Source organism: uncultured Xanthomonas sp., from assembly GCF_964278005.1.
Taxonomy (GTDB): Bacteria; Pseudomonadota; Gammaproteobacteria; order Xanthomonadales; family Xanthomonadaceae; genus Xanthomonas_A; species Xanthomonas_A sontii.
This window is the reverse complement of record NZ_CAXYKF010000011.1, coordinates 1-18,651: the sequence shown is the minus strand read 5'-3', so window position 1 is coordinate 18,651 and position 18,651 is coordinate 1. Positions and strand designations below refer to the sequence as shown.

General features: G+C 65.4%; 23 protein-coding genes and 2 pseudogenes. 19 read left to right on the top strand and 6 right to left on the bottom strand.

From position 1 onward, the window contains the following. The 6 genes and pseudogenes from ACHWVH_RS07125 to ACHWVH_RS07100 form a co-directional block, all read left to right on the top strand. On the top strand, window positions 1–1,915 hold a 1,915-nt coding region (locus tag ACHWVH_RS07125), incomplete at its 5' end, for an RHS repeat domain-containing protein (protein WP_394686894.1). Between the two features lie 511 nt (window positions 1,916–2,426). Further along, window positions 2,427–2,849 (top strand): annotated as a pseudogene (locus ACHWVH_RS07120) (RHS repeat-associated core domain-containing protein); the annotation flags it as partial. A gap of 392 nt (window positions 2,850–3,241) precedes the next feature. Continuing rightward, window positions 3,242–3,616 carry a hypothetical protein gene (locus tag ACHWVH_RS07115; RefSeq protein ID WP_267100141.1) on the top strand — a complete coding sequence of 125 codons (375 nt, stop codon included), beginning with the start codon at window positions 3,242–3,244 and terminating at the stop codon, window positions 3,614–3,616. A gap of 12 nt (window positions 3,617–3,628) precedes the next feature. Continuing rightward, window positions 3,629–4,096, top strand: coding sequence for a hypothetical protein (locus ACHWVH_RS07110; RefSeq protein WP_394686893.1), 468 nt, complete (start codon window positions 3,629–3,631; stop codon window positions 4,094–4,096). Window positions 4,097–4,310: 214 nt separating this feature from the next. Further along, on the top strand, window positions 4,311–5,375 hold the full coding sequence (locus ACHWVH_RS07105; protein WP_267100143.1) for a N(4)-(beta-N-acetylglucosaminyl)-L-asparaginase: 1,065 nt from the start codon (window positions 4,311–4,313) through the stop codon (window positions 5,373–5,375). 14 nt (window positions 5,376–5,389) lie between these two features. Then, complete coding sequence (locus ACHWVH_RS07100; protein WP_394686895.1) at window positions 5,390–6,160, top strand: copper homeostasis protein CutC; 771 nt, start codon at window positions 5,390–5,392, stop codon at window positions 6,158–6,160. Window positions 6,161–6,229: 69 nt separating this feature from the next. On the opposite strand, the gene ACHWVH_RS07095 is transcribed toward ACHWVH_RS07100, so the two are convergent. Further along, window positions 6,230–7,321 carry an exo-alpha-sialidase gene (locus ACHWVH_RS07095; protein ID WP_394686892.1) on the bottom strand — a complete coding sequence of 364 codons (1,092 nt, stop codon included), beginning with the start codon at window positions 7,319–7,321 and terminating at the stop codon, window positions 6,230–6,232. A 172-nt stretch (window positions 7,322–7,493) separates the two neighbouring features. On the opposite strand from ACHWVH_RS07095, the gene ACHWVH_RS07090 reads away from it, so the two are divergent. The 5 genes from ACHWVH_RS07090 (at window position 7,494) to ACHWVH_RS07070 (ending at window position 10,406) form a co-directional block, all read left to right on the top strand. After that, the gene (locus tag ACHWVH_RS07090; protein ID WP_295923678.1) at window positions 7,494–8,009 is read left to right on the top strand and encodes an alpha-L-fucosidase; all 516 of its coding nucleotides are present in this window, start codon (window positions 7,494–7,496) and stop codon (window positions 8,007–8,009) included. After that, window positions 8,006–8,257, top strand: coding sequence for a hypothetical protein (locus tag ACHWVH_RS07085; RefSeq protein ID WP_295923676.1), 252 nt, complete (start codon window positions 8,006–8,008; stop codon window positions 8,255–8,257). The genes ACHWVH_RS07090 and ACHWVH_RS07085 overlap by 4 nt, the downstream gene beginning before the upstream one ends. Window positions 8,258–8,933: 676 nt before the next feature. After that, the gene (locus ACHWVH_RS07080) at window positions 8,934–9,203 is read left to right on the top strand and encodes a hypothetical protein (RefSeq protein ID WP_394686891.1); all 270 of its coding nucleotides are present in this window, start codon (window positions 8,934–8,936) and stop codon (window positions 9,201–9,203) included. 252 nt (window positions 9,204–9,455) lie between these two features. After that, the gene (locus tag ACHWVH_RS07075) at window positions 9,456–10,010 is read left to right on the top strand and encodes a sigma-70 family RNA polymerase sigma factor (protein WP_152237184.1); all 555 of its coding nucleotides are present in this window, start codon (window positions 9,456–9,458) and stop codon (window positions 10,008–10,010) included. A gap of 162 nt (window positions 10,011–10,172) precedes the next feature. Continuing rightward, window positions 10,173–10,406, top strand: coding sequence for a RebB family R body protein (locus ACHWVH_RS07070; RefSeq protein WP_010343225.1), 234 nt, complete (start codon window positions 10,173–10,175; stop codon window positions 10,404–10,406). Window positions 10,407–10,458: 52 nt separating this feature from the next. On the opposite strand, the gene ACHWVH_RS07065 is transcribed toward ACHWVH_RS07070, so the two are convergent. Continuing rightward, window positions 10,459–10,926, bottom strand: a complete 468-nt coding sequence (locus ACHWVH_RS07065) for a hypothetical protein (protein ID WP_394686890.1) — start codon at window positions 10,924–10,926, stop codon at window positions 10,459–10,461. Between ACHWVH_RS07065 and ACHWVH_RS07060 the strand changes: the two genes are divergently transcribed. The 5 genes from ACHWVH_RS07060 to ACHWVH_RS07040 all read left to right on the top strand — a co-directional run bounded on the left by ACHWVH_RS07060 (window position 10,910) and on the right by ACHWVH_RS07040 (window position 14,273). After that, window positions 10,910–11,383 (top strand): hypothetical protein, encoded by a 474-nt coding sequence (locus ACHWVH_RS07060; RefSeq protein WP_048492052.1) that lies wholly within the window; start codon window positions 10,910–10,912, stop codon window positions 11,381–11,383. The genes ACHWVH_RS07065 and ACHWVH_RS07060 overlap by 17 nt on opposite strands. A 43-nt stretch (window positions 11,384–11,426) precedes the next feature. Next, the gene (locus ACHWVH_RS07055) at window positions 11,427–11,990 is read left to right on the top strand and encodes a hypothetical protein (protein ID WP_394686889.1); all 564 of its coding nucleotides are present in this window, start codon (window positions 11,427–11,429) and stop codon (window positions 11,988–11,990) included. A 473-nt stretch (window positions 11,991–12,463) separates the two neighbouring features. Next, a complete protein-coding gene (locus ACHWVH_RS07050; protein ID WP_043091830.1) occupies window positions 12,464–12,790 on the top strand; it encodes a RebB family R body protein in 327 nt (108 codons plus the stop codon). A 71-nt stretch (window positions 12,791–12,861) separates the two neighbouring features. Beyond that, complete coding sequence (locus tag ACHWVH_RS07045; protein ID WP_152237187.1) at window positions 12,862–13,203, top strand: RebB family R body protein; 342 nt, start codon at window positions 12,862–12,864, stop codon at window positions 13,201–13,203. 215 nt (window positions 13,204–13,418) lie between these two features. Next, on the top strand, window positions 13,419–14,273 hold the full coding sequence (locus ACHWVH_RS07040; protein WP_267116873.1) for a Crp/Fnr family transcriptional regulator: 855 nt from the start codon (window positions 13,419–13,421) through the stop codon (window positions 14,271–14,273). A 224-nt stretch (window positions 14,274–14,497) separates the two neighbouring features. On the opposite strand, the gene ACHWVH_RS07035 is transcribed toward ACHWVH_RS07040, so the two are convergent. Beyond that, window positions 14,498–14,884, bottom strand: a complete 387-nt coding sequence (locus ACHWVH_RS07035) for a winged helix-turn-helix transcriptional regulator (RefSeq protein WP_394686888.1) — start codon at window positions 14,882–14,884, stop codon at window positions 14,498–14,500. Window positions 14,885–15,034: 150 nt separating this feature from the next. Here ACHWVH_RS07035 and ACHWVH_RS07030 point away from each other — a divergent pair, with 150 nt between their 5' ends. After that, window positions 15,035–16,042, top strand: a complete 1,008-nt coding sequence (locus ACHWVH_RS07030) for an NAD(P)-dependent alcohol dehydrogenase (RefSeq protein WP_394686887.1) — start codon at window positions 15,035–15,037, stop codon at window positions 16,040–16,042. Between the two features lie 123 nt (window positions 16,043–16,165). Here the strand turns inward: ACHWVH_RS07030 and ACHWVH_RS07025 are convergent, their stop codons facing one another. The 3 genes from ACHWVH_RS07025 to ACHWVH_RS07015 all read right to left on the bottom strand — a co-directional run bounded on the left by ACHWVH_RS07025 (window position 16,166) and on the right by ACHWVH_RS07015 (window position 17,588). Next, window positions 16,166–16,561, bottom strand: a complete 396-nt coding sequence (locus ACHWVH_RS07025; protein WP_394686886.1) for a hypothetical protein — start codon at window positions 16,559–16,561, stop codon at window positions 16,166–16,168. A gap of 20 nt (window positions 16,562–16,581) precedes the next feature. After that, entirely contained in the window at window positions 16,582–16,938 is a 357-nt protein-coding gene (locus tag ACHWVH_RS07020; protein ID WP_394686885.1) for a hypothetical protein, read from the bottom strand. Window positions 16,939–17,057: 119 nt separating this feature from the next. Beyond that, window positions 17,058–17,588 carry a hypothetical protein gene (locus tag ACHWVH_RS07015; RefSeq protein WP_394686884.1) on the bottom strand — a complete coding sequence of 177 codons (531 nt, stop codon included), beginning with the start codon at window positions 17,586–17,588 and terminating at the stop codon, window positions 17,058–17,060. A gap of 212 nt (window positions 17,589–17,800) precedes the next feature. Between ACHWVH_RS07015 and ACHWVH_RS07010 the strand changes: the two genes are divergently transcribed. Next, window positions 17,801–18,493 carry a transposase gene (locus ACHWVH_RS07010; protein ID WP_394686883.1) on the top strand — a complete coding sequence of 231 codons (693 nt, stop codon included), beginning with the start codon at window positions 17,801–17,803 and terminating at the stop codon, window positions 18,491–18,493. A 33-nt stretch (window positions 18,494–18,526) separates the two neighbouring features. After that, window positions 18,527–18,651: pseudogene (locus tag ACHWVH_RS07005) on the top strand (adenylosuccinate synthetase); the annotation flags it as partial.

Sequence of the window (18,651 nt, the reverse complement as noted above, 5' to 3'; positions counted from 1 at the left end):
CACCACCTACGCCTACAACGGCCTGGGCGACCTGACCAAGCTCACCAGCCCGGACACCGGCAGCACGACCTATACCTACGACAGCGCCGGCAACCGCGCCACCCAGACCGATGCGCGCAACATCAAGACCAGCTACGGCTATGACGCACTGAACCGCCTGACCCAGGTCACCTATCCGACCACCAGCCTCAACGTCAGCTACACCTACGACGTCAGCCAGAGCACCTGCGCCAGCGGCGAAACCTACGGCATCGGCCGCCTCACCCGAATGCAGGACGGCAGCGGCAGCACCGATTACTGCTACGACCGCTTCGGTGACTTGGTCCGCAAGGTGCAGACCACCAACGTCAAGGTGTTCGTGGTGCGCTACGCCTACACCAAGACCGGGCAGCTGAGCCGCCTGACCTACCCGGATGGGGCGGTGGTGGACTACGTGCGCAACGCCCAAGGCCAGACGACTGAGGTCGGGGTGACCCCGCCTGGCGGCACGCGACAGGTGCTGCTGAACCAAGCCACCTACTATCCGTTCGGCCCGGTGGCCGGCTGGACCTACGGCAACGGCCGTCCGATGCAGCGCGTGCTGGACCAGGACTATCGCCCGTTGGCGGTCAACGACACCCGCAGCGATGGCCTGGCGGTGGGCTTTGCCTTCGACCCGGTCGGCAATCTCAGCGCGCTGACCGCACCAGGCAACACCGCACCGGTCATCAAACTGGACTACGACCCGCTGGGCCGGCTGACCGCGTTCAAGGATGGTCCGACCGACACGGTGATCGACGGCTACACCTACGACGCCACCGGCAACCGCCTCAGCGCCAAGGTCAATACCAGCACGCAGACCTACAGCTATCCGACCACCAGCCACCGCCTGAGCAGTGTGGCCGGTACCGCGCGCAGTTACGACGCGGCCGGCAACACGACAGCCATCGGTGGCACGGCCGTGCAGTACGTATATGGAGCAAATGGCCGGCTGACACAGGTCAAGCGCAGCGGCACCACCGTGGCGAACTATGCCTACAACGGCCGTGGCGAGCAGGTACGGCGGGTGGGCAAGACCAACACCTATACGCTGTATGACGAGAGCGGCCACTGGCTGGGCGACTACGACAACAACGGCGCCGTCGTACAGCAGGCGATCTGGCTGGACGACCTACCGGTGGGCGTGCTGGCCAAGACCACGCTGCGCTACGTGCAACCCGACCACCTGGGCACCCCGCGCGCGGTGATCGACCCGGTCCGCGACGTGGCGATCTGGCGATGGGATCTGAAGGGCGAGGCCTTCGGCACCACCGCGCCGGATCAGGATCCGGACAAGGACGGCACCGCCTTCGTGTTCGATATGCGTTTCCCGGGCCAGCGCTACGACGCGTTGAGTGGGCTCAATCAGAACTACTTCCGTGACTACGAGCCGGGTGCTGGGCGGTATGTGCAGAGCGATCCGATTGGGTTGAGAGGAGGTGCTTCTTCCTACCTTTACTCCTTGGGTACGCCCACTCGTCTCTATGATCCATTTGGGCTCGAAGTTGTCTGGGACACCAAAACTTGTGCCGGTCAGCTAGGGCTAACTACTTGCGATGGCAAGGGGGGCTTTATGGTAAGTAACTGTAACAATGGTTGTGATCGTGAATGCACTCAGAAGCACGAGAATGAACATATAAGGTTCTTAGAGGCTGTTCATCCAGGAGCATGTTTGGGTCGCCCTCTTGGAGCAGCTCCGTGGCCCCAAAGTTATAGGGCGGACAGTGATGCCTACGCTCGTGAGTTTCATGAAACGGAATGCAGGGCGGATGCTATTACCATCGATTGCATTTCTAAAATTGGTAAAATTACGCCGCTGGACGCGAGTGCAAAGCGCAACCTTCTTGATGCAATCAAGCGCCGGGAGTCTAGAAAATGCGAAGACTATGGATTCTAGTTTTTTTGGTGTCAATAATTTCAGCGGCCTCTGCAGGAGAGGTTTGCCAAACTTTTCCTGGTGTGGATCATGATTTGCCGGCTGTAGTTAAGGAGAAACTCAAGGAGGAAAGGATGGGTGGATTCCAGTTGGTTAACAGAACCGTGTGCGATGTCCATGTAACTTGGTATGCTTTACCGCCGAATTTTCCGCCTTCGCAACCCTGGCCGCCCGGGGTTATGAAGCTGATTTCATGGGATGCGAAGAAGAACAAGGTGGAAGTTCTTTAGCGGGACTTTGAATAAGCCACTGACTGAGTAATGCGGCCGATCAGGGTGGGTTCTGGTTCAAAATAGCTATGCCGCAGCGATTGAGTATAGACATACGGTCAACATCCATGCGGCGTGCCAAACGGTCTGGTAATCCCTGGGGCGAACGACGGCCGCGCGCGTCGGCGCGGCGTGTAGTGGTGTTATTAACAAAGCTACGAAAAAGTTGTCGATCCAGTGGCGTGACCGAATGCGACTGATTGGATTACGACGCCAATGGTGCGATCGTGCAGCAGGCGATCTGGCTGGACGATCTGCCGGTCGGCGTGCTGGCCAAGACCACGCTGCGCTATGTGCAGCCGGACAACTTGGGCACGCCTCGTGCCGTCATCGACCCGGTTCGCGACGTGGCGATCTGGCGCTGGGACCTGAAGGGCGAAGCCTTCGGCACCACCGCCCCGGACCAGGATCCGGACAAGGACGGGACGGCGTTCGTGTTCGATATGCGCTTTCTTGGGCGGCGCTACGATGCGTTGAGTGGGCTCAATCAGAACTACTTCCGTGACTACGAGGTCGGTACGGGGCGGTATGTGCAGAGTGATCCGATTGGATTTTTGGGTGGAGTAAGCCTATACGGGTATTCGCTCCAAAATCCCGCTGCTGAAATTGATATATATGGTTTGCAAGCCTACTCGCCGGGAATGACTCCGCCAAATAATATCCCCGGCGGTCCGTGGGCGCCAGCTCCAGGGCAGCCGCCTGGAACATTTTTTGGTCCAAAAAAATGGCGCCGACCGAGCAATATGTAGATATGTGCCGGATGGAAATAATGGTGGCCCCAAAGCCGCGCCAAAGGCGTACTGGAAAACCAAGACTCCAGGCACGTCTTGGCAACGTTATAAGCTTAACGGGATACCTCAGACTGCACAGCAGGCTCATCCTGCACCCGCAACCAAAATCCCATGGATTCGCTTGCTCGGAATCACGTCTAGGTGGGGTATGGGTGCATTCTTTGCAACTTATTCGGATTCGCTTAATGCTACCGAAGAGCAAGATATAGCGATAAGGAACGAAGATAATGAAAGATGAGTTCGAAATTAGACAAGGTTCGCGGGATGACTCGGGGATCTCTGTTGAAGAATCATTGTTGCAATGTCTTTTGTATTTTGATGAGGTTGTATCTTCTTTCTGTCTTGGTGTTGACTATTTGCACAAAATATTTGGTGATCATCCGGGTGCAGCTTGGGAAGTTAAGCAGGAATTTCTATCCGGTAAACCACTCATTGCATGGGGGGGAATTCCAAAATCAAAACGTGAGGCGATAAAAAAAATAGTCATGGCGGCCGAAGATGTTCCGGATGCAGCTGTTGATGGGGCTTCGGATTTTAGCCACGCTGCATGGAATGATGTCCGTAATGCGGCTGTTGAATATCAAGCCTTCAATGACTCCTGAGGCGCACAGTATATGGTGCGCGCTGCCAGGGTCTCTATTTTATTTTTCTCGTTAATTATTTATGTTTCAGGATGTGTGAATAATTCTTCAAAATTCTATGCGTCTCATGCTGATGCGGTGGCGAATAATACTATCGCAAAAGGATGGGTTCCGGATTTTTTGCCTAAGAATGCTACCGATATCTACGAGCGGCATAGTGTTGATGCTGGTGGGGTTGCGGTTGTCTTCTCTGCGCCCAATGACAACTTCCTTAAGAGCTTTGCCAGGCTCGATGATTCGTATTTTACATCTGCTGAAGGAGCATTTTCTTTGGTGCGCTCGCCTGCAAAGTATCCTCAAGGGGTGAGTGGTTATTATTATAGGTGTGGTGGGGAGGGGCTCGGCCTGCTGAAGGCACGTGATGGAAAGATATTCTATTATATTGAGCCGGTTTCTAGTGGGGGGCTTGAAGTTTTATGCAAAGTACCAGCCAGGTTGTAGTGGCTGGGCGATTGACGTCTAACGTTGACACTCTTCTGAAGTGCGTGATGAGCTTGATAAAGTTCAGGTATGTTTCGATGCAATCCTGCCGGAGCAAGCAGCCGAGCCAACTCTGGTAACGCCGAGCAGACCATTTAATCCCATCCAACTCTGCCGCATGATGTAAGGCTAAGCGCACGCCATCCCGCGCGCCCTCCCAACGCCGGAGCCTTCCATGCCGCAACGCCGTCACTTCCTGAAAACCGCCGCCTTCGGTGCCCTGGCCGCCGGGTTGGGCGGTGTGCTGCCGGGCGCACGCGCCGCCGTGGCCAAGGCGCAAGCCAAGGCCGGTGTTGGCCCCCTGCCGCGCGGCGCAGCACGGGTGATCTCCACCTGGGACTTCGGGGTCGCCGCCAACCAGGCGGCATGGCAGGTACTTTCGCGCGGCGGAGCGGCGCTGGATGCGGTGGAGGCCGGGGTGCGGGTGCCGGAGGCGGATCCGGACAATCACACGGTGGGGCTGGGCGGCTATCCGGACCGGGATGGGCGGGTCACGCTGGATGCCTGCATCATGGATCACACCGGTGGCTGCGGGTCGGTCGCGGCGCTGGAGGACATCGTGCATGCGATCTCGGTGGCGCGGCGGGTGATGGAGAAGACGCCGCATGTGATGCTGGTCGGCGATGGCGCGCTGCAATTCGCGCTGGCGCAGGGGTTCGAGCGCACCAAGCTGCTGACGCCCGAATCGGAGCAGGCGTGGAAGGAGTGGCTGAAGACCTCGCATTACGCGCCCGAGGCCAATATCGAGAACCGTGCCTATCGCCGCGGCACGCTACCCGGCGGCAAGGACAACCACGACACGATCGGCATGCTGGCGCTGGATGCGCACGGCAATCTGTCCGGTGCCTGCACCACCAGCGGCATGGCCTGGAAGATGCACGGGCGGGTCGGCGACAGCCCGATCATCGGGGCGGGGCTGTACGTGGACAACGAGGTGGGCGGGGCGACCTCCACCGGCGTCGGCGAGGAGGTGATCCGCAACGTCGGCAGTTTCGCGGTGGTGGAGATGATGCGGCAGGGCAAGAGCCCGGCCGAGGCCTGCCGCGAGGTGGTGATGCGCATCGTGCGGCGCAAGCCGGAACTCACCCGCGACCTGCAAGTCGGGTTCCTGGCGATGAACAAGCGCGGCGAGGTCGGTGCGTTCGCGATCCAGCCCGGTTTCAGTTATGCGGTCTGCGATGCGCAGCGGCAGGATCTGCTGCTGCCCGGGCAGAGTCATTTCGCGGCGCCGGCGGCATGAGCGGGAGCGTGCCGATGGGCTTGGAAGTGGCCGCCGATGCGATCGGCTCGGCGCTGGCCGCGCAGGATGGCGGGGCGATGCGTGTGGAACTGTGTGGCGGCCTGGATGGCGGCGGGCTGACGCCGTCGTTCGGCACGCTGGCGGCGGTGCGCGATCGGTTGCGCATTCCGTTGTACGTGCTGATCCGTCCGCGGGTCGGTGATTTCGTGTTCGACGCCGCGGAGGTGGAAGCGATGCGTCGCGACGTGGAGCAATGCGTGCGCCTGGGCTGCGACGGCGTGGTGCTCGGCGCGCTGACCGCGGACGGCGAGGTGGACACGGCGACGATGCGCGAGCTGATCGCTGCGGCCGGGCCGCTCGGCGTCACCTTCCATCGCGCCTTCGATGTCAGTGCCGATCCGCGGCGTGCGCTGGAGGATGTGATCGCGCTGGGCTGCGAGCGGGTGCTGACTTCCGGTGCGCGCGAGACCGCGGAAGAGGGTGCCGACCTGATCGCCGAGCTGGTGCAGCAGGCCGGCACGCGCCTGAGCGTGATGCCGGGGTCCGGTGTCACCGAAGTCAACCTGGCGCAGTTGCGCGCACGCACCGGCGCGCGCGAGTTCCATGGCTCGGCGCGTGGGCCGCTGGCGTCGCGGGCGCTGTCGCCGCATCCACATGTGCGTAGTTTGGGCGGCGACCGCATGCAGACCGATGTGGCGCGGGTGCGGCGGATGGTGGCGTTGCTGGAAGAGCCGGGACCGGGGACCCGGGGCCCGGGACCCGGAACGCCGCATCCCGCAGCCTGATCTGTCTCTGCTACGGCAGCGCTTTGCTCTTGCTTTCCCGGGTCCCCGGTCCCGGGCCCCGAGCAAGATTCACCCGCCGCCGGCAGGCGCCGCTGACCCCGTGCCCAGCCGCTTCGGATCCAGCACCACGTGCTTGATGCGCGTGCGCTTCCAGGTGTAGCTGATGTGCACCTTGCCGTCGCGGGTCTGGATCACCGCGGGGTAGGAGAACTCGTCCTTGGGGCTGTCTTCCAGGGTCAGCACGCGGGTCCAGTGCTGGCCGTCGTCGGACAGGGCCACGGCGAGCACGCCGCGGCCGTCCCACCAGTCCTTGCCGGCCTCGGTCGGGTTGTAGACCAGTAGCGAGCGGCCGTCGGCCAGGACCACGGCGTCGGTGCCGGAATTGGGATTGGCCAGGTCGAGCAGGGTCATCGGTTCCCAGGTGCGGCCCTGGTCGCGCGACCAGGTGCTGAACACGTGGTTCTGCTGGCTGCGGCCCACCGCCTGCAGGCGGCCGTCCTGGTGCAGCAGCACACTGGGCTGGATCGCGCCGATCCTGGCCGGGTCGTTCATCGCCGGGCCGCGGGTCCAGTGCGCGCCGTTGTCGTCGGACCATTCCATGTGCGCCACCCAGCCGGCGTCCTCGCTGCTGCTGGGGCTGAGGATGCGTCCGCTTGGCAACTGCACCGGCTTGTTCTTGATCGGGCCGAGGATGCCGTCTGGCAGGCGCTCGGGCGTGGACCAGTGGTGGCCGCCGTCGCTGGACGTGGTCTGCATGCCCCACCAGCGCTTCGGGTCCGGACCCACCTTGTAGAACAGCCGCAGCGGCCCTTGCGCAGGCTGGAACAGCACCGGATTCCAGGTCGGCAGCGGCGCGCCCTGCGCCTGTGCGCCATCGGCCACGCGCTGCGCCGGTTGCCAGCCGTGCGCGTCGCGGCGCGCAACCCAGATGGCGACATCGTCGGCGCCTTCGTGGCGCCCGCCAAACCAGGCCGCGAGCAGGCCGTCGCGGGTTTCCACCAGGGTCGAGGCGTGGCACTGCGCGGTCGGCGCCTGCGCGTTGACGAATTCGCTGTAGACGATGGGCGAGGGCGGCGCCTGCGGTGGGGCGACGGCGGCCGGGCCGGCGATGGCGCGCACCGCGAACAGCGACAGCAACGGAAACAGCGAAGGCGACATCATGTGGTACGGTCCTGGCCCGCAAATGGGGATACCTATTTATCATCAATTAAATACCATATGCTGACACCACCGGTAGCCCCGCCTGTCTGCCCGGCCGACGATTGCGCGGAATCGCAATGCCGGACCGTGCGCTCTCTCCGCTCCGCCGGCTGGCCGCATTCGGCCTGACCGTGTGCTGGCCACGCCGCCGCTGCTTGCCGAGAACTTCGCCGACACCGCGTTGTTCGAGTACGGCGACGTGCGCTGGGTCGGCAACGGGGCGGGCGTGATCGAGGGCGAGGACTGGAACGCTATCGATCGCCACGGCGACCTGCGCTGGCGTCCGGTCGAGGTGGATACGCCGCTGCACAAGCTGCAGTGGTTCTGGCACCCGAACAGCGACCAGACGCTGAAGAGCGTCGACGAGCTGGTGCAGATCTGGGAAGACAGCGTCGGCCGCGGCGGGCAACTGGTGCTGGGCATCGCCCCGGGCAAGCGTGGCCTGCCGCCCGAAGCCGACGTCAAGCGGCTGGAGGAAATGGGCCAGGCGCTGCAGGCGCGCTACGGCGCCGATCGCAACCTGGTGCGCGGCCGGCTCAAGAGCGACGACAGTATCGCCGCGGCGGTGGACGGCGACCGCGATACTTTCTGGAGCGCACCGGACGGCTCGCACCACGCCACCCTGGAACTGCATTCAAGCGGCCGGTGACGTTCGACACCGCGCTGTCGATGGAATGGCTCAACAATGGCCAACTGGTGCAGAAATACGCGGTGGAAGTGTTCCGCGACGGCGCCTGGGTCAAGGTGGCGCAGGCGCAGGCGATCGGCCACATGAAGATCGACCACTTCCCCGCGGTCACCGCCTCGCGCGTGCGCCTGAACATCCTGTCCAGCGTCGACGCCGCACAGATCCGCGAGTTCCAGTTGTTCAACGTGGGTGCTGCCGCTGCGCGCTGATCCCTGCCTGCGGCCTGCAACCGAAGCCGTGCCCGGCGATGCCGGGTGCGGCTTTTTTCATTGGCGCGATGCGCTGCCTTTGCGGCGAGAGCGTCGTCGTGCAGGACAGTGGTCCCGGACGCGGCGGCGACGCACCTCCCCTCTCCCCCCGGGAGAGGGGTTGGGGGTGAGGGTACGGCAGCACCTGGTCCTGAAGCACGAGCGCAGCCGCGCCGATCTGCAGGCATGCACCGCGTGCGCATGCCGCGTTTTGTAGTTCGTCGCCAGTTACGACCATTGGCTGCAGCTTGCGCTCGCAGAGGAACAACAGGCCCGAATGCAGCAGCGCCTGCGTGGAGCCGGGTGCGGCGCAGGGGCCACGTCGCGCTCGCCTGATCCGGACGCCACCGAGTGGCGCGCGTCTTTCCGGCGATCGCCTGCACTGCGCAACATCGTCCGATGGTGAAATCGCATGCTATCGCCGGCGCAGCTGCAGCGCGGCGGCCTTCGAAGCGGCCTCGGCGAGAGGAGGACACACACGCTGGATCGCACACGCAGCGGCATGCGGCGCCATCCGCATTCACGGCACCGCCGCCGCCACGTTTACACGGTCGTGCCCTCCATCCGAGCTTTGCGCCGTCTCGCTGACGCGGCGTGGCCAGGTGGCCGGGGTGTTCCGTCATCGTGGAGCAAGGCCATGCCCGACAGCGCAGAGGCATCCGGATTCCGCTCGGTGCGGTTCGAACGGCGCAGGCGGCTGCGACGGTGGGCGCGCCTGCGTCAGGGCCTCTGCGTCACTCTGGCGTGCCTCGCGGTGGCCCTGGCGCCATCGTGGGATGCCCGCAGCGCGCCGCCAGCACGGGTTCCGCCACCTCCGGCAGCGGATGCCACGGCGGACATCCAGCAGGCGCCGCACGCGCTGCGCGACAACACGGTGCCGGAAGCGCAGGTCGCGCTGCTGCGCTGAGCCGATTGCAGAACACGAACCGGGCCCGCTGTCTGTGCAGCGGGCCCTTTTTTTTGCGCGACTGGCGCACACAACCGCCGCACAACCGCTTTTGCCGTATGCGTGCGTAGACAAAGCACAGGCGCACGCCATCTGCCGCGCGGTTGTGCGTGCCTCGTCGCCGCCGTTGTCACCCAGGGAACAGCTATTGCCGCCGACCCCCACAGAGACTCGCCGCACAAGGGGATTTCGGAGCATGCGATGGAGATGGCAATGGAAAAGGCAGGCGTGACCGCCGCGCGATTCGCCGAGGCCGACGAGATGTTCACCCGCGCCTGGCGCGCCACCTTGCCGGATCTGCGGCGGCGCGCGCTACGTCTGGCCAACGGGCGCGCGGACGCGGCCGAGGACCTGCTCTCGGATACCGCGGTGAAGGCGCTACTGTTCATGCGCCGCTCGCCGGAAGCGATGACCGACCCGCAGGGATTCCTGTTCGTGGTGCTGCGCCACGTGTTCCTGGACCTGGTGCGGCGCCGCCGCGGCGGCGGCGAGCCGCTGGACCGCCCCTCCGAGGCTAAGGAAGTGGACGCCGTGGCCGATCAAGCAATGACCGCCCTGCAACGCGCCGAACTGGAGGAGCAGATGGAGCGCGTGGTGACGGCGGTGGCGGCGCTGAGTCGGGAGCAGCGCCGGCTGTTCGCCTATCGCTTCGTCGAGGAGTTGCCGTATCCGGCCATCGCCAACTTGCTGCACATCAACCAGCCGCTGGCGCGCAAGCGTGTGGAACTGCTGCGCAAGCGGCTGCGGCTGGCGCTGGTGGCCGAATGAGCAGGCCGGCTGTCGCGGCTTCACAAGCCGCCCACGGCGGCGTTTTCCCTCCACGCCGGGCCGCATAGGGCCGCGGCATCGCGGGCGCCGCGGCGGGGCGCGGCACAGGCCACCCCCGTCGCGGCGCCTCCCCGGCAGGCGACATACCAAGGAACCAGGCTCATGGCAGACAACACGCTCGTCAATTCGCAGATCACCGACGCGGTCACCCAGACCAACGTCAAGGTGGTGGCCGAGGCGCCCGCCCAGGCGATCGCCTCGCTGTACCAGGTCTCCAGCCACTCCACCGGGCTGGCGCTGCAGAACGCGGTGCACAGCCAGCAGGCGCTGAACCAGGTCTCCAACGCCGTGGTGTCCAAGGCGGTGGCCCTGATCATGGCGATCGGCGAGAAGTGATGCAGTGCCGTGGCCCGCGCCGCGGCGGCTGACGCGGGCACCGATCCATCCATCAGGAGAGTGGCATGTGGCCTTTCGCAAGCAAGAAGACCCCAGGATCCCCGACGGCCGCCGCGACGCCGGCCGGCACGGCATCGGCGCCTGCATCCGCCGCGGCTGCGGCGCAGACGCCGGACGTGCCCGCGACGGCACCGTCGACCGCGCCGGTGACCACGGATGCATCGCCATCGGCAGCGGCCGGTGACACCACGGCCGCGGCACCGGCTGCGGCGAGTTCCGCGTCTGCAACGGCGCCGGCGCGCAGCGAGGCCGGCGAGGGCGACAGCGCGCCCGCCGCTGCAGTAGACGCAGCGGCGCCCAGCGCCGCCGCTTCCGCCGCGTCCGCCGCCGACGCCGCGCCAGCGACAGGTGGCGATGGCGCAGGCGCCTCGCCGCCGTCCGCACCGCCCGCCGCGCCGGTGTCGCCGCCACCGCCACCGCCACCGCCACCGCCACCGCAGTCCATGCTGAAGACGCTCAACACGCACATGCTCGCGCAGGCCTCGGCAGCGCGTCCGGCCAGCGACGCGCTCAACAGCAAGATCGTGCAGGCGGTGCAGCTCAGCAATGCCGAGACCATGGCCTATGCGCCGTCGCAGATCGTGGTCGGTTCGAACATGCTGATCAGCCAGGCCTCGGGCCTGATCGCGCAATCGGCGGCGGTGTACTTCGACGGCGTCAGCAAGATGGCGCTGGCCAGCCAGGGCGTGCTGCTCAAGCAGATGACCGAGAACCTGGCCGAGAACAAGCTGGAGCAAGCCGCCGAGGATGCGCTGGGCGTGCTGGCCACCGACGTGCTGGTCGGGGCCGCCGCGGCGGTCGCGGCCGCCGCCGGCGCGCTGGAGGCCGAATCGGCCGGCTTCGCCATCGACAAGATCGACCAGAGCATTGCCAAGTACGCGGACCTGATGCGCGGCCGCAAGTCCGCGTCCACGTAGGCCGTTCGCACCACCGGTTTCACCACACGCACAGGGGAGCACCATGCAAGACAACCAAGCATCCGATTTCGCCACGCTGCGCCAGTTCGCCGAGAGCTGGTTGCGTCGCCCACTACTTCCTCTCGAGGAGGAGCAGCTGCGGCGCTTCGCGTCGGAAACGGCCGCACCGCCGGCCGCGCCTGCCGCCGAAACGGCCGGCGCCTCGCCGTCGTTGATCGATGCCGAGCGCGAGCGCGTGAAAGGCTTGATCCAGCAGATGCAGCAGACGATGCAGAACAGCCGGGGGGCGCTGAACGGCGCCACCGCGGCCAGCGAAGCGGCGGTGCTCAAGGCAATCGAGTCCGCCAACGCGCTCGATCAACTGCGACCGGGCCAGTTGCGGCCACCGCAGAGCGGCGAGGGCGGCAGCAACCACATGGTGATGGCGCAGATCGCCGATCGCCTGGCCAATCTCGTGCAGGCCGAAGTGCGCGCGTGCTTCGAGCGCGAGTTCGGCAGCCTGGCGCAGCAGATGCAGGCGGTGGTCGAGGCGGCGCGCGCGCAGGGACTCATCGCGGATGCGCCGGCGGCGGAGCCGGGAGCGCCATCGCCGCCTCCCGCTGCCTGAGCCGTTCCGTCGCACGGCGGCGCCTTCGCGTGTCCGCGCGAAGTTGCGCCGCCGTGCGCGTGTCGTTGCACGCGCACGCGTGCGCGGCACAGCATCGCGTGCGTGGTGCGTTCGGTACGCGCATGGTGTACTTGCGGCGCGCGCCAAGGGCTGCGTCGTGCCGATGCAGGGCGCGAGTGGCTGTGTGCCATCAGTGAGACAGCCTGATGCCACGTCGAGGACAGGAGCGCGTTCGCCTGCTGTGCTGGTGGATCGCATTGCATGGCGGCGGATGTCGCGAGAGAACACGCCCCACAGCAGTCGCAACACGCATCGGCCGAGGTCGCGGCGCATCGTGGCCGATGTTCCCTCGTCGCGCGCACATCGCGGCGAGGCTGGCGAGACAAACGCCGCACACGGTTTCACAGGTTCTGCACTGTCCCGTTTTCAGAGATCGTACGGCGTGGGCCGTACCCCAACCCAGGAGCGAACACATGGCATTTCCCACCGCGGTCAACGACCAGATCACCGATGCGGTCACCCAGTCCAACGTCAAGGTCATCGGCGAAGCGCCGGCCTTCGCGATGGCGTCGATCTACCAGAGCATGGCGCATTCGACCGGCATCCTGTTCGAGAACGCCGTCTCCGCGCAGCAGCAGCAGAACACCCTGGCGCAGGCGGCGGCCAACCAGGGCGTCATGCAGATCTACAGCCTGGACACCACCGCCGCTGCCGGCGCCACCGAGAAGGTCGCGCAGACCGGCGTCTCCGACAACCTCACCAGCCTGCTGACCGTGCTCAACGCGTTCAAGCAGTCCTGAGCCACGCGCGCTAACGCCGCTGCAGGGCAGCGGCGCTAGCCACGCCCTTCCTTCCCAACGAGGACCGTTCCATGGCCTATCCCACCGCAGTCAACAACCAGATCACCGACGCCGTCACCCAGTCCAACGTCAAGGTCATCGGCGAGGCGCCGGCCTTCGCGATGGGCTCGATCTACCAGAGCCTGGCGCACTCCAGCGGCATCCTGTACGAGAACGCGGTCGCCTCGCAGCAGCAGCAGAACACGCTGGCGCAGGCGGCGAACAACCAGGGCGTCATGCAGATCTACAGCCTGGATACCACCGCCGCCGCGGGCGCGTCGGAGAAGATCGCCCAGACCGGCGTGTCGGACAACCTGACCAGCCTGATGACCGTGCTGCAGGCCTTCCGCAGCGGCAAGCCGGCCGGCCTCTGAGTCGCGCACCGGTCCGGAACGGCGAACCCGTCGGGTCTCGCCGTTCCTCGCCGCGACGGTCGATGCCATCATCCGTGACACCCCGCAGGCCGCGCGTTGCGCGCGCCTCGCCTGCACCATTGCCCACCCGTGCCTGGCGTACGCACCGGCCCTCCATCCTGGCCTGGCGCGTTCGACGCCCGGCGTCGTACGTCCTGCGTCCGAGAAGAGGGAGTATGGAGGTTCCAGCCAGCGTCCAACCGGAGGCGATCGAGCGTATCGTGCGCGACCACGATGGCGACGCTGCCTGCGCGGACAACGCCGGCCAGGCGCATCGGCGCCTGCTCGAGTGCGCGCCGCTGTTCCAGGGCCTGCCGGACTCGGTGCTGGACGACCTGCTGGCCCATGCCAGCGAATGCGCACTCGGCGCGGGCAGCGTGCTGTTCTTCAAGCACGACCCCAGCAGCTTCGTCGGCGTGGTCGTGCGCGGTCGCGTGTACAAGGTGCTGTACGGCCCGGACGGGCAGGAACTGATCGTCGGCGCGGTCGAGCCCGGCGGGCTGGTCGACGAGGCCGCGCTGCTGGAACCGCACGGGCGCAGCTTCACCGCCATCGCCTTCGGCGCCAGCGTGGTGCTGAAATTGCCGCGGCGCCACTTCAACGTCCTGCTGGACCCGCCGCTGCTGCAGCAGCGCATCCACGCCCTGTTGCGCCTGCGCCTGCGGCAGACCCTGGACAGCCTGGAAAGTATCTGCCTGCACCGCCTGGAAGTGCGCCTGGCGCGCTACGTGCTGCGCCAGCTCGAACTGCAGGCGTCGCAACACGGGAGCGATGGCGCGATCGCCCTGCCGCCGAACCAGAGCATCCTCGCCGCGATGCTCAACGCCAGCCGCTCCAAGCTCAACGCCCAGTTGCAGCGCTGGGTGCGCAGCGGCCTGGTCAGCCGCCGCCGCCATCTGTTGCGCGTGCACGACCTCGGCGCGCTGTATGCCAAGGCCAACCTGCAGGGCCCGGCGATGCCGTCACCGGACGGCGAGGACCTGCCATCGCGCGCTGCGTGTGCGGCGTGGACGGATCGCCGCGCCGAGTGACGTGCGTGCTGCAGCACGAGATTGCGTGCCTGCGCGTGCCGATTGCGCGCCGCACTTGCTCTCAACTGATCGAACGTTCTGTCCGCGCCTCGCAACGCGGTGGCTGGCAGACGCGACGCACTCCGGTCAGGAGTGCGCATTGATTCCGATGGCTGCCGATCTCGACATGCAAGAAGGCCGCGATGCGGCTGCTCGCCAGCTTTGCTAGGTGTGCATGCGTAGCGTCACGTCGCCATTGCCTCGCTATGCCCGCATTCTGCAGCGTCAGCCGGCGCGCGCGACTGCTCGCGGGTGCGATACGACTCGCCCCATTCGCGCAGGCTGATCAGCACCGGTGCGAGGGAGTGGCCAAGCGGCGTCAGCGCATATTCGACCTTGGGCGGCACCTGCGGATAGACGTGCCGCACGATGACGCCGTCCTCCTCGAGCTCGCGCAACTGCAGCGTCAGCATGCGCTGCGTGGCGTTGGGAACCAGGCGCGTCAGTTCCATGAAGCGCTTCTTGCCGGAGAGCAGGTGGAACAGGATCACCGGCTTCCAGACCCCGCCGATCACCGACAGCGTGACTTCGACCGCGCAGCCGCTCTTGCCATCCAGACGTTTCAGACGCATGGTCGTTGTACCTACAAAATTGATAGTACCTGCGAAAATTGTACGTTCTTGCGATGCAGGAAGTGCATCCCGACAATGCCTGCAACGCGGCTTCGCTGCAACTGATGCGGCGCTGTCCCTCGCCACTTTTTCGCTAAGGATGTCGTGCCCATGAAAGCCATCACCCTGCACCAGCCCGCTGGCCTCGAGAACCTCCGCCTCGTCGATCTGCCCGACCCCGGCCAGCCGGGCGCCGGCGAACTCCGCGTGCGCGTGCATGCCAGCTCGCTCAACTTCCACGACCTGGGCGTGGTGACCGGCCGCATGCCCAGCGCCGACGGCCGCATCCCGATGTCCGACGGCGCCGGCGTGGTCGAGGCGGTGGGCGAGGGCGTGGACGAGTTCGCCGTGGGCGACGCCGTCGTCTCGACCTTTTTCCCGACCTGGCTGGATGGCGGTCCGACCATCGCCGATTTCGCCACCGTGCCCGGCGACGGCGTCGACGGCTACGCACGCGAGACCGTGGTGCGCCCCGCGCACTGGTTCACGCACGCGCCGCGCGGCTACAGCCACGCCGAAGCGGCGACGCTGACCACCGCCGGGCTCACCGCATGGCGCGCGCTGGTGGTGGACGCGCACCTGAAGGCTGGCGACACCGTGCTGGTACTCGGCACCGGCGGCGTGTCGATCTTCGCCCTGCAGTTCGCCAAGCACATGGGCGCCACCGTGATCGCCACCTCGTCGTCCGACGAGAAGCTCGCACGCGCGCAGGCACTCGGCGCCGATTTCACCATCAACTACCGCCGCGACACCGACTGGGCGGCCAAGGTGCTGGACTACACCAACGGCCGCGGCGTCGACGTGGTGATCGAAGTGGGCGGACCGGATACGCTGGGCCAGTCTATCCGCGCCTGCCGCATCGGCGGCCACATCGCCCTGATCGGCGTGCTGACCGGCATTGCCGGCCAGGTGCCGACCGTGGCGCTGATGCAACGCCACCAGACCCTGCAGGGCCTGATCGTCGGCAGCCGCCGCCACCAGCGCGACATGGTCCGCGCCCTCGAGGCGACCGGCATCAAGCCGGTGGTCGACCAGACCTTCGCGCTGGCAGACATCGCCGATGCGTTTGCACATCAGGCGGCGGGGAAGCATTTTGGGAAGCTGTGCTTGTCGATCTGACGCGGCTAACAAACCTACTGCGCAGTCACCTGGTGACTGCGCGCAATGTTCTTGCCCATTTCTGCTGCGGGAGCGCCATCGCGTAAGTTTCGCCACGAAACAGCGTCGGCTGGGCCTGCTTGGCTAGTCGCCCCCCACAAAGTAGACCATGCGCCAGCCCTGGTCCGTCTTGGAGAATCCTGCGCGGTAATTGATACCGGCGTGCGTCGGGCATTGAATCAGGTTCTTGTCGACATACCCGCAGGCGTGCGCCGTGAGCCGGGCAAGCGTGCGCAACTCGGATGGCGATGTGCGCCAGCTCTGGATGGCTTGGTCGGCATCGCCGTCCCCACCGAAGCTCCAGACGAACTCCTGCACCATCAGCCCGCGAAGGGACTGCAGATCGCGGTGCGCCGCTGCCCGATGGACGGCGGCGATGGCCGCGCTCGCGTTCTTCGGGAGCTTGGGATGCGGCGTGCCGGCCTGAGCGCCGATCGGCGACAGCAGGGCGAAGCAGATGGCGGCTTTCAGGATCGTCATGGGAGTCGCGCCGTGTGTCGTCAGCGTTTCGCGAGCGCAGCGCCGCACTTCCTGCATTCCGTGCGCGCCTGTCGATGGCCTTGTGGCGCGTTGAGCGCAGCACAGGCGTCGCAGAAGCGCGTCGAGTGAATGCTCTGCCAGAGGCCGTAGCCCACGACGGCGGCCGCAAACACGAGAAACAGGGGCGGGGCGCCGGTGACCCAGAAGAAGACCAGCATCAGTACATTCGTCGCGATGCTGCCAACAGTGAGGACTCGCCGCTTCAGGGGCGCATTCTTGTTGAAGTTGAAGAACGCCAGCGCCACAAGCCCGATCGCGGCCCAGAACCCGAAGAGGTAGGGATAGAGTTCGTTCAACTGTTGGGGCGTGAGGTGCATGGATGTCCTGTCCGGATGCAGATGTGCTGGTCGAAGTCTAGGGCCTTGCGAAATCAGGCGCGCGACAGCCTGCGATGCCCTGGTGTCATCGCTTGGAGGCTGCTGGCGCGGGCGCGTAATCAGGTACCCGCATCGCGCTGTGGAAGCGCAGCGCCGCAGGACGAGCAGAAACGATCCGCGTGGTCCACGTGGTGGCCGGACGGGCACTTGGCAACGCTGAGCAGCCAAGGCTTGCGGTAGAGGGAGTACAGCATCGAGAAAGCCATGCCATAGAAGAACATCCAGTGCCCGGAGAAGCCGCGCAGCAGCGTGGGTGTCACGCCTGGCGTTTTCGGTTGGTTGCCCGTGAGGTGGGCGACGATCAAGAAGTTCACGATGGCGTAGGCGAACAGGCCGTAGGTGGCGTAGCGCATCCAGCGTGGAGATCCCGCCAGCGAGCGCTTCCAGCTATGGCGGGATTTCAGGGTGTGGTTGAGCCGCAGGGAAAGCAGCACGGTCGGCAACCAGACGATGAAGACGCCGAAGTGCATGGCGAAGACGGCCTCGCCGCCTGGCGGCACATACCCGGCAAGCGCCATCACGTGGACGATGAGGCTGAGGACGAAGCCGAGGGCGGCGAGCACCAGCAGGGGAAGCAGGAGTGCGATCATGCGGTGGCTGCGAGGCGGTTGGAGTGAGGTGCGTCCGGGTGGGGCTGGCTCGGAAGCTAGAGGGACCCAGCCGCCGCAAAGCTTACGGCAGACGCCAAGCAAACCAAACCGGGGTCAGAGTGCACTTCTCCTACGCAAGCTCCAGGCATCGCCCGATGGGGTGGCCGGTTTAGATGCGCGACGATTAGCTCACCTATCGCGAAGGAGCGCGCATGCCACGCCGTCCCCGACTGGATCTCCCCGGTGTCGCTCAGCATATCGTGCAGCGGGGCAATGACCGTCAGCCCTGCTTTTTCATAGATATCGATCGGATACGCTATTTGCAGGATCTGCGCGAGTTGTCGCTCAAGCTCGACATCGCCGTGCATGCCTATGTGCTGATGACCAATCACGTGCATTTGCTGCTCACCAGCAAGCAGGCCGGTACGGTGTCAACACTGATGCAGTCACTGGGTCGCCGCTACGTGCGCTACATCAATACGCAATACCGTCGCACCGGTACCCTGTGGGAAGGTCGCTACAAGTCATGTCTGGTGCAAGATGAGACCCATTTACTCCGCTGTTACCGCTACATCGAACTCAACCCCGTGCGGGCTGGCATGGTGTCCGATCCGGCGGACTATCGCTGGTCGAGCCATTGCTGCAACGGCCTCGGCCAAGCCAATGCATTGGTGCAACCGCATGGGAGCTATCTGGCCATTGCCGCAGCTGACCAACGCGCAGACCACTATCGCACTTTGTCCTGGAGGCCATCGACCCGGACGAGACAGCAGCCATCCGTCTCAACCTGCAGCGCCAATATGTGTTGGGGAATGACCGCTTCCGTGAGGCGATTGAACGTCAGCTTGGCCGTCGTGCCGGTCCTGCCGTACGGACGGGGCGGCCACCGAAGCTCAGACTGTTAGAAGAGAAAAGTGCACTCTGACCCCTGTTTTTGCATCTCCGGCCTGTGCATCACCAAGCTCGACGTGCTCGACGGCATGGAGAAGCTGAAGGTGTGCATCGCCTACGAATACCGCGGCAAGCGCACCGAGTACGCGCCGCTGGACGCGCAGGGCTGGGA